The organism is Gemmatimonadota bacterium (assembly GCA_026705765.1).
GTDB lineage: Bacteria > Latescibacterota > UBA2968 > UBA2968 > UBA2968 > VXRD01.
The window spans coordinates 1-4337 of the sequence record JAPPAB010000127.1 but is presented as its reverse complement, the minus strand read 5'-3'; the positions used below and the strand labels follow the sequence as shown (position 1 = coordinate 4337).

At 54.9% G+C, this 4337-nt stretch carries 5 protein-coding genes; 3 read left to right on the top strand and 2 right to left on the bottom strand.

Annotation, left to right across the window (positions count from 1 at the left end; all coding sequences use genetic code 11):
* From OXH16_16925 to OXH16_16915, 3 genes are all read left to right on the top strand, one after another.
* Positions 1-951, top strand: a 951-nt coding sequence (locus tag OXH16_16925; GenBank protein ID MCY3683082.1) for a Gfo/Idh/MocA family oxidoreductase, incomplete at its 5' end; no start/stop codon positions are given.
* A 21-nt stretch (positions 952-972) separates the two neighbouring features.
* On the top strand, positions 973-2091 hold the full coding sequence (locus OXH16_16920; GenBank protein ID MCY3683081.1) for an agarase: 1119 nt from the start codon (positions 973-975) through the stop codon (positions 2089-2091).
* 24 nt (positions 2092-2115) lie between these two features.
* Positions 2116-2934, top strand: coding sequence for a hypothetical protein (locus tag OXH16_16915; GenBank protein ID MCY3683080.1), 819 nt, complete (start codon positions 2116-2118; stop codon positions 2932-2934).
* Here the strand turns inward: OXH16_16915 and OXH16_16910 are convergent.
* Together OXH16_16910 and OXH16_16905 are read right to left on the bottom strand one after the other, a co-directional pair.
* Complete coding sequence (locus OXH16_16910; protein ID MCY3683079.1) at positions 2919-3929, bottom strand: zinc-binding dehydrogenase; 1011 nt, start codon at positions 3927-3929, stop codon at positions 2919-2921. The two genes, OXH16_16915 and OXH16_16910, sit on opposite strands and share 16 nt — an antisense overlap.
* 106 nt (positions 3930-4035) lie before the next feature.
* A partial coding sequence (locus OXH16_16905) for a hypothetical protein (GenBank protein MCY3683078.1) occupies positions 4036-4337 on the bottom strand: 302 nt, incomplete at its 5' end.

The following is a 4337-nucleotide window of genomic DNA, read 5'->3' as shown; positions in this document are numbered from 1 at the left end:
GCGCGAGGCCCTGGGCCCAGAGCGCCCGCGAGGATTGAAGCCCGGGGAATTGATCTCGTTGCCGCCGCTGATGATGACCCCGCCAAACTCGAGGACTTCAAACAGCGCTGGAACGTTTCAGCCCTGTACACCGATTACCGGGAAATGGTCGAAAAAGAACAAATCGATGTGGTATGTCTGACCACCCGCCCCGAACCCCGCGCTGAAATCACGGTCGGCCTGGCCGAACTGGGCGTCAAAGCCATCTTCGCCACCAAACCGATGTGCCGCACATTGGCCGAAGCCGATGTCATGATCGACGCCTGCGCCAAAAACAACGTCATCCTCTCAATGGCCTGTCACCTCAACTGGTATAGCTACTACACAAATGCCCGCCGACTCATAGTCGACGGCATCATTGGACCCTTAAAAACAATGATCTGCCACAGCCCTTCCAGCCTTTCCAATATTCAAAGCCATACCCTGACCTTACTCCGCCTCTTTGCCGATGCGCCAGCCCAATGGGTAGTCGGTCTCATCGACACAGACAAACAGGCCCAATCCAACGCCGACATCCCCGGATCCGGGATCATCGTATATGAAAACGGCCTCCGCACCATCTTAAACTCCCGCTCCGAAACCAGACCCTTTGCCTGGTCCCTGGAATTCATCGGCGAAACTGGACGCATCATCTCCCGCAACGCCCATGCCCAATTTGAGATATGGACCCCACATCCCGAAACCGGCGCGCCCACCCAGACGCACCTGCCGGGGCCCTGGCATCCCAGAAGCTCAATGGTTGACGCCATCGAAGGTGTCTGTCGCTCTATTGAACAGGGCCGCGAAGACATCTGCCCTGGCGAGTTCGGCCGCGAAGCCCTTGAAATCGGCATCGCCATAAGAGAATCTCACCGCCGCGGCAACATCCGCATTGACCTACCCCTCGAAGACCGCAGCCTGAGGATGGGGTAGTCGTTCTGCTAAGGAATCTCCATGAACACCATACTGGAAAAAGTCGAAACAACGCAAACATCGCCTGAAGGATTTTTCACCCTCGGAAAACTCGGCGAACGCTGGATCTTGCTCACACCAGAGCGACAGCCCTTCTTCTCAGTCGGACTGAATCACATCGACTCCTCCCCACTGCTGTATCCAGAAAATCTGCCCCGCTGGAAACAGAAATACGACAACAACAGCATCAAATGGATCAGCGAATCCGTATCGCCCGACCTGAAAGCATGGGGATTCAACACCGTCGGCTGGGTACAGGATGTAACCATCTTAAAACACGCGCACAGTCCGAGCTTCACCCTGGAAGAATATCGCGCCCTATCCATGCCCTACTGCCACCTCCTGCCCTTCATCGAAACACATCAGTGGAACGCATGGCACAAAAATCCCGACATCTTCAGCAAAGACTTTGAGGACTGGTGCGATTATGTCGCCAGATCCGAATGCGCACGCCTGAGAGACGAACCGAACTTAATCGGCTATTTTTACTCAGACTGTCCAACCTGGGTTCACGTCCGAACCCCCCACACGGCATGGCGCGGACCCATGTTTGATCCCGCGCGACTGGAATCGCAAGCGGGCCGGACTGAACTATTCAACTTAGCACAGCGATACTACAAAATCACCCACGACGCCATTCGCCGCTATGATCCCCATCACCTGATCCTCGGAGACCGATACGAAGCACTCGCACCACTCCCAATGGAAATTGTACAGGCTGCCGAACCGTACGTTGACGTACTCAGTTTTCAGGACTTTGGAGACCCGGTCACACACATGCGCGAATGGCACACAGCCACGGGAAAGCCGGTTCTATGGGCAGACGGATCCCGTCCCCGAGAAACCATCGCGGATGACAGCGGAAAATATCTGGATGGGGAATATCATCTCGCGGATGGAAAATGGTATGCCGAAGCCCTCTATGGCCTCCTGAAAAATCCCGGCGCAATAGGCGCGCATCTTTGTGGCGGTTATATCCGAAACCGCTTCCGACGAAAAGGCCTGATCGACGAACAGGAGCAACCCGACCACGAAGCCATCTCTGAAATACAAAAAGGCAGTCAGGTCGTAGCGCGCTGGCTCGACGAATTGGAATCCTGAACAGATCCCGCAAATAGAGAGACCATGCCATTAGACCTCATAACACCGGCTATGACGGATGGACCGCCTGCGCCGGGCAAGCGTGTGCGTCAAACTGCACCGGAGTACAGAGGAACCGATGTACACCACGCGCTATACCTGCCCATAGACTGGCAACCCGGGCGCAAATATCCCGTCATCGTCGAATACACCGGCAACAAATGGGAACCGTGTAAGTCAACGGGTAAGGTAGAAGACGCGAACCTGGGCTATGGGATAAGTGGAGGGCGAGGACTTATATGGGTAACCCTGCCCTATGTGGAAAAGAAAAAAAAAGAAAATGCCGTCACATGGTGGGGCGACAAGCAAGCAACCGTGAACTACTGCAAAACCAATCTCCCCCGGATCTGTAAAAAATTTGGAGGCGACCTGCACAACATATTCATATGCGGCTTCTCGCGCGGAGCCATAGGCACCAGCTACATCGGCCTTGCGGATGACGAGATCGCAGCCTATTGGAAAGGCATCTTCACCCACGACCATTTTGACGGCGAAAGGGAATGGGATTATCCAGAGAGTGATCGCGCATCCGCTCTCACCCGCCTCGCACGGATAAAAGGCAGACCCGTACTCATCTGCGGGCAGAACGCCAGCAGGGTAAAAGACCAATTCCTCAACGCACACCTCGACCTGGCGCAATTCACATTTTTGAACGTACCAACCGACCAGATATTCAACATCCCCGAAGGCAAAATCGTCCACCCGCATACAGACCTGTGGATGCACAGAGAAAGTCCGTATCGCAGGCGCGCCAGGGCATGGCTTAAAAGTGTACTGAAAGAAACGCACTACGCCCAGGGATGAAGCACGATCTTTGCGGCTTCGCCAGCAGCTAAGAGACCGAAAGCCTCCTGAATTTTGCTCATCGGCATAACGTGGCTAATCAGCTTATCAATCAGAGGCGACTCCGCGATCACCTGCATCACGCCCTCGTAATCCTGCATATTGTACAGCCAATTCCCCGACACCAGCAACCCTTTGCGAATCAAATCTGGGCTCACCTTAATCGGCAATTCCTGGGAACACTCGCCGACAAAAGCCACTCGTCCGCGCCGCCGCACCGCATCAATACACAGCCGCTCGCCCGCCACCGAACCAGAACAATCCACCGCACAATCAACCCCGCGACCACCTGTCAAATCTCGAATACGCGCAAGCGGATCATCCTGAGGATGCAGCACCACCTCTGCGCCCAACTCGAGACCGAGTGCAGCGCGCCACGGTGCAGGCTCCACCGCCAGCACCCGCGCCCCGCGGAACCGCGCATTGATAATCCCGCCAAGCCCCACCGGACCCAAGCCCGTAATCAGAACCGTATCAAAAGCACCCACGCCAATGGCCTGCATGCCCCCAAAAGAAGCGCCGATACCGTCAATCGCCATTGTCGCCTGCTCGTACGTAACCCGCTCCGGGATCGGCAACAAAAGCCACGAGGGCTTGACCACATAATGGGCAAACGTACCGCTGCCATCGCGGCTGCCGGTAAACTCGGCAAAGTTGTATGTATCCTCGCAATAGATATAATCACCAGATCGACACAAAGCGCAATTGCCACACGGATACTGCGGCATCACCGTAACCCGGTCCCCCACCTTCACCCGCCCCGGCTGCGCCACCGCCACCACCTCGCCCGCCCCCTCGTGCCCAATCACCTCGCGCCGATCACCCGCCAACCACGTCTTGTACTCCGTACACATCGCCGAAGCATGCACCTTCACCACCGCCCAATCCTCCTTCGGCTCCGGCACCGGTGCCGGCACCACATCTGACTGCCGCTCTCCAACGATCCTTGCTTTCATATTGCTTTCCTTGACTTTGACATTGCGTTTGAACATTGACGATTCAGCAGGTTGCTGTGTATTCAGATAAGTCATCCCCAAATACACCTTATGTTGGGCAATCGCGTTACGCCATTGCATCTAACATGCGTTCAAATTCATCGAGATTGGAGACCTGTATCGCCGTACGAAGCAACTGCTTCAGGCGTTGTAAATCGTCAATAGTGGCAATGCGGTCAGATAGAGGATGTGCTTCATCCAGATCAAATCGAATCTCCAATACTTCGAGGATATCTTCAAGCGTACTTTTTCTTTGGCCTTGCTCAAAACCTTCCTCTCTGCCTTCTCGCTTAAAGTATTGGATAAGAGATGATTCGCGGATCAGATCCATGAGACCCTCCTTGATAATGATTTCAGAAACAGTTTCAG